The sequence below is a fragment of the Actinomadura soli genome (assembly GCF_005889715.1).
GTDB lineage: Bacteria > Actinomycetota > Actinomycetes > Streptosporangiales > Streptosporangiaceae > Spirillospora > Spirillospora soli.
In genome coordinates this window covers 1-3,979 of sequence record NZ_VCKW01000446.1, presented here as the reverse complement: position 1 = coordinate 3,979, position 3,979 = coordinate 1, and the positions used below count along the sequence as shown (strand labels likewise).

The 3,979-nt window shown below is 72.8% G+C and carries 4 protein-coding genes; all 4 read right to left on the bottom strand.

All coding sequences use genetic code 11. The annotated features are described in order from the left end of the window. Positions 1–80: 80 nt before the first annotated feature. Positions 81–1,313 carry a tRNA uracil 4-sulfurtransferase ThiI gene (thiI, locus tag ETD83_RS40235; protein WP_138650501.1) on the bottom strand — a complete coding sequence of 411 codons (1,233 nt, stop codon included), beginning with the start codon at positions 1,311–1,313 and terminating at the stop codon, positions 81–83. A gap of 101 nt (positions 1,314–1,414) precedes the next feature. Beyond that, positions 1,415–2,440 carry a 6-phosphofructokinase gene (locus ETD83_RS40230; RefSeq protein WP_138650500.1) on the bottom strand — a complete coding sequence of 342 codons (1,026 nt, stop codon included), beginning with the start codon at positions 2,438–2,440 and terminating at the stop codon, positions 1,415–1,417. 149 nt (positions 2,441–2,589) lie between these two features. Next, a complete protein-coding gene (locus ETD83_RS40225; protein WP_138650499.1) occupies positions 2,590–3,063 on the bottom strand; it encodes a hypothetical protein in 474 nt (157 codons plus the stop codon). A gap of 50 nt (positions 3,064–3,113) precedes the next feature. Next, a partial coding sequence (locus ETD83_RS40220) for a DUF692 domain-containing protein (protein ID WP_205718162.1) occupies positions 3,114–3,979 on the bottom strand: 866 nt, incomplete at its 5' end.

Here is a 3,979-nt window from a genome sequence, read left to right as displayed (position 1 = left end):
CCCGCGCCCCACCGACTTCGACGCCCGCTGACCAGCGCTTTTCGCTGAGGGGTCGCCCCCTCAATGAACCGCGCGCGCCGTCAGGCGGTGGGGTCGGCGTAGACGGGGCGGTGCTCCTGGACGGAGTCCGCGAGCTGGTCGGCGAGTTCACCGGCGTCCAGGCGCTTCTCGATCCGGCGCAGGTCGTCGATCTTCGCCTTGGTCTCGGCGCGGCGGGGCGCCAGCATGGTGCAGCAGTCCTCGTCGGGCAGCTCGGAGATCGTGAGGGTGCGGATCCGGCGCGCCTGGTCCATGATCTCGATCTTGTCCATGCCGACGAGGGGCCGCAGGATCGGCAGCTCGACGGCGTCGTCCAGCGCGGTGATGTTGGTGAGCGTCTGGCTGGACACCTGGCCGAGCGCGTCACCGGTGATCAGCGCGGCGCCGCGCAGGCGGCGGGCGAGGACCTCGCCGGTGCGCAGCATCAGCCGGCGCTGCGCGATGACGGCGAGCCGGTCGGCGCCGGACGACTTGATCTGCTGCTGCGCCTTGCCGAACGGGACGACGAACAGCCGGGACCCGCCCTGGAACTTGTCCAGCTCGCGGACCAGCGCGTACGCCTTGTAGATCGACTCGGGCCCGGTGAACGGCATGCCGGAGAAGTGCAGGTAGTCGACGCGCAGGCCGCGGCGCATCATCCGGTAGGCGGCGACGGGCGAGTCGATGCCGCCCGACATCAGCACGAGGGCGCGGCCGCTCATCCCGACGGGCAGGCCGCCCTGGCCGGGGAGCCCGCCGGAGTAGACGAACACCTCGTCGCGGTCGACCTCGATCGACAGGGTGTGCTCGGGGTTCTTGAGCCGGACCGGCTGCCCGTACCTGGCGGTGAGGAGGGTGCCGATGTGCCGGTCGAGCTCGGTGGACGTCATCGGGAACCGCTTGTCGCGGCGCCGGGACCGGACGGCGAACGCGCCGGTCCGGCCGTCCATGAGTTCGAGGGCCGCGCGTTCGACGCTGGCGAGGTCCTTGCCGACGCGCCAGGCGCGGTGCGCCCACACGATGCCCATGACGTCGGTGATCCGCTGGGCGACGCGGTCCATGGTGGCCAGCTCGGCGTCATGTTTGCGGACGATGAACACTCCGTGGCGGCGGATCACGTCCACCCGGGCGATGGGGCGGACGGCGGCGCGCACGTTGTCGGCGAGGCGGCGCTCGAACTGCTCGCGGTTCTTGCCCTTGAGGACGACCTCGCCCAGTTTGAGCAGCACGCACGGCTCGCCGTCGACCGGCGACTGCTCCCGGACGTCCACCGGAGCGGGGTCGAGCGTGGTCATGCGTGATCCTCCTGGCGGGAACAGGTCAGGGTGGAACTCCAGTGTGGCCCAGTCAAGCCAACACCGCGACCTGGTAACCGTGTTCCCGCCGGGAGGTCCGGTCAGCCGAAGAAGACCTCGGACTCGGAGTAGCGCTCCAGCGGGACGGTCTTCAGCTCCTTGGTCGCCTCGTCCAGGCCGACGCGGATGATGTCGGTGCCCTGGAGCGCGACCATCTTGCCGTAGTCGCCGTCCTTGACGGCGTCGATCGCCTGGAGCCCGAAGCGGGTGGCGAGGACGCGGTCGAACGCGGTCGGGGTGCCGCCGCGCTGGATGTGCCCGAGCACGGTGGCGCGGGCCTCCTTGCCGGTGCGCTTCTCGATCTCGTCGGCGAGGGCCTGGCCGATGCCGCCGAGCCGGACGTGCCCGAACGCGTCCCGCTCCTTGGCCTGCAGGCGCATCTGCCCGTCCACCGGGTGGGCGCCCTCGGACACCACGATGATCGGCGCGTAGCGGGTCTTGAACCGGCTCTCGACGTACTCGCAGACCTTCTCGATGTCGAAGGGACGCTCGGGGATCAGGATGACGTTGGCGCCGGCGGCCATGCCGACGTGCAGCGCGATCCAGCCCGCGTGGCGCCCCATGACCTCGCAGATCAGCGCGCGGTGGTGGCTCTCGGCGGTGGTGTGCAGCCGGTCGACGGCCTCCATCCCGATGTTCACCGCGGTGTCGAAGCCGAAGGTGTAGTCGGTCGCGTTGAGGTCGTTGTCGATCGTCTTCGGGACGCCGACGACGTTGACGCCGTTGGCGTACAGCTCGCGGGCGACGCCGAGGGTGTCCTCGCCGCCGATGGCGATCAGCGCGTCCACGCCGAGGCCCGCCAGGTTGTCCTTGATCCGCTCGACGCCGCCCTCGACCTTGACCGGGTTCGTCCTGGACGAGCCGAGGATCGTCCCGCCGCGCGGCAGGATCCCGCGCACGGCCTGGACGTCGAGCGCCACGGTGTCGCCTTCGAGGGGGCCGCGCCAGCCGGCCCGGAAGCCCACGAACTCGTAGCCGAAGACCTGGACGCCCTTGCGCACGACCGCGCGGATCACCGCGTTCAGGCCGGGGCAGTCACCGCCTCCGGTCAGCACTCCGACGCGCATGCCGTCTCCTTCTCCCGCCACCGGGCTCCTCCCTCGATTCACATGGCCAGACTAGTCGTCCGGGCATGGCGGCACGGGCCATTCGCCGGGGGTCCCGGCGAGCCGCCATTGGTCTAGACCATAGTCCCTGGCGAGGGGTCGGTGCGCCGTTATCCGTCCCGGCGGCGGGATCGTCGCGACGGTTTCCGGCCGATGACGCGGACACGCCCGCCGACCTGCAGCGCCGCCCCTCCCGGCACCCTCCGCACGGCCGCCGCGCGAGGGCGGGGCGGCGACGTGCCGTCGTAGGACCAGCGGGCCTCGGCGAGCGCCAGTTCCCGTGCCGCACCGGGGTCGAGACCGTCGCGGTGCGCCCGCGCGAAGTCCCAGCCGTCCCTGAAGGACCCCCGCGTCGAACGCTCGGCCGCCCACGCGACGAACGCCTTCGTCCAGGACGCGCTGTGTGACGCGGCGAGTGCGGGCCAGGCGCGGGCCACCTCACCGGCCCGTTTGAGCAGGATGCCGTGCGCCGCGGCGCGCACCGCCTCCGCGTCGAACCCCTCGGGCATCGGCCCGCCCGCCGTCATGGCCCGGACGAGCGCCTCCTGCGCGGCCGCCAACCCGTCGTCGTACGGCCCGCTCATGCCCGTTTCCTGTGGGGGGACGACCCCCCGCGCCTCCCGGTCCGCTTCGCTCATGTGATGGCCGGGAGGCCGGACGCGGCGGCGATGGCGTCGAGTTCGGCGCGGAGTTCGGCGGCGGGCGGGTAGCGGCCGTCGCGCTCCAGCAGGAAGCCGGGCAGGCGCGGGGCCGAGCGGAGCTCACCGGTTGGACGGCGGTGGGTGGGGGCTGGAGGACGGTATCGGGCGCACAGCTCCCCGATCAGGTCGACGACCTCGGACGGGACGGCGGCGGCGTGCGTGTCGTGGTAGCGCCCGCCCTCCTCGGAGCCTCCCGCGACGTGGCAGTACGCGACGCGTTCGAGCGGCAGGCGGTCGAGGAGGGCGACGGGGTCCTCGCCGCGGTTGCGGGCGTTGGCGTACACGTTGGCGACGTCCAGCAGGAGGAGGGCGCCGGTGCGCTCCAGCAGCTCGGTCAGGAAGTCGGCCTCGGTGTACTCGGCGTCCGGCCAGTCGAAGAGCGCGGCGATGGGCTCGACGGCCAGCGGCACCGGCAGCTCGTCCTGGGTGCGGCGGATGTTGGCGGTGAGGGCGTCCAGCGCGGCCCGTGTCCGCGGGACCGGCAGCAGGTGCCCGGCCTCGATCCCGCCCGCCCGGACGAACGCGACGTGCTCGCTCACCAGCGGCGACCTGAGCGACTCGGCGCAGGCGGCGAGGTGCGCGACCCGGCCCGCGTCCACCGGCTCGGCACCACCGAGGGAGAGCTTCACCCCGTGCGGGACGATCGCCGCGCCGCGGTCGCGCAGCTCCAGCAGGTCGGGCGCGGGCTGCGCGGGATGCACGGACTCGGCGATCACCTCGGTGAAGCGCAGCCCGGGCAGCGCGCCGACGAACCCGGCGATCTCCGGGCGCCATCCGATGCCGACCCCGAGGTCCGGGA